General features: G+C 60.7%; 1 protein-coding gene and 1 pseudogene. Both read right to left on the bottom strand.

Annotated elements, in window-relative coordinates; translation table 11 throughout:
- Positions 1–741 (bottom strand): sugar ABC transporter permease (locus EN884_RS36835; protein ID WP_164895457.1); only part of this gene is annotated, 741 nt, incomplete at its 3' end.
- Between the two features lies 1 nt (position 742).
- Positions 743–1051, bottom strand: a pseudogene (locus EN884_RS36830) (ABC transporter substrate-binding protein); the annotation flags it as partial.

Raw genomic sequence — 1051 nt, 5'->3', positions numbered from 1 at the left:
AGCCATGACATAGGGGATTTCGAACCAGTTGAAGCTGCCGATGAAGGTCAGGATGGTGACGATGGTGACGCTCGGCGCAATCAGCGGCCAGATAATCCTGGTCATCAGCACATAGTCGCCGGCGCCGTCGAGACGGGCAGCCTCGATGACTTCCTTGCTGACGCGCTGCATGCCGGCCAGCAGCACCAGGGTGGGGAAGCCGAGCCAGTGCCAGACGTTGGCGAACAGGACGCTGCCGAGTGCGGTGTGTTCGTTGCCGAGCCACGGTATGGCGCCGATGCCGACCAGCGCCAGCGTCTGGTTCACCAGGCCGAACAGCGGATGCAGGAACAGTTTCCACAGGAAGCCGACGATGACCGCCGACAGCACGACCGGAAGAAAGACGATGACCTGGTGGATACGGTGGCCGGGCAGCGCCTTCAGCAAGGCATAGGCGAGCAGGAAAGCGGTGCCGTTCTCGAACACCATCAGCGCCACGAAGGCGATGATGTTGTGCTTCAGCGCATTCCAGGTCCAGTCGCTGTAAGGCTGTTCAAACAGCACCTTGCGGAAGTTTTCGAAGCCGATGAATCCGGTCGGCTGCAAGCCGTTGAACTCATAGAAGGCAAGGCGGAAGGCTGAGAGCAGCGGCCAGAGCACGAACAGCACCATGACCACCAGGGCCGGTGTCAGCAGGGACGCGATCCAGAGTGACCGGCGCCACGGAAAGGCTTTTGTGGTGTGGCGCCGGCCGCTGTTCATGTCACTTGCCCTGGAAAGGCTTGTACCATTTGGCGAGGCCGTTGGTCAGGTCGGCGGCCAGCTGGTCCGGGGTGATCGAACCCGACATCATCTTGGTGATGTCGCCCTGCAGCAGCTCCGATCCCGTCGGTTTCTCGAAACGGAAGTAGACGACATTGATATGCGGCATGGCGGTTTCGTTCAACTTGGCGACATGGGCGAGAAGCTCGTCCTTGATGACGACGCCCTTGATCGGCGAGATGTTGCCGAGCAGAGCGGAGAACTTGTCGCCGAACTCCTTTGTGCCCATCCAGTTGACCAGCTTGAGCGC

Source organism: Mesorhizobium sp. M7A.F.Ca.AU.001.01.1.1 (genome assembly GCF_004022735.1).
Lineage (GTDB): Bacteria > Pseudomonadota > Alphaproteobacteria > Rhizobiales > Rhizobiaceae > Mesorhizobium > Mesorhizobium ciceri.
Note: the sequence above shows the minus strand (reverse complement) of the source record. Positions and strands in the feature narration are given on the sequence as shown.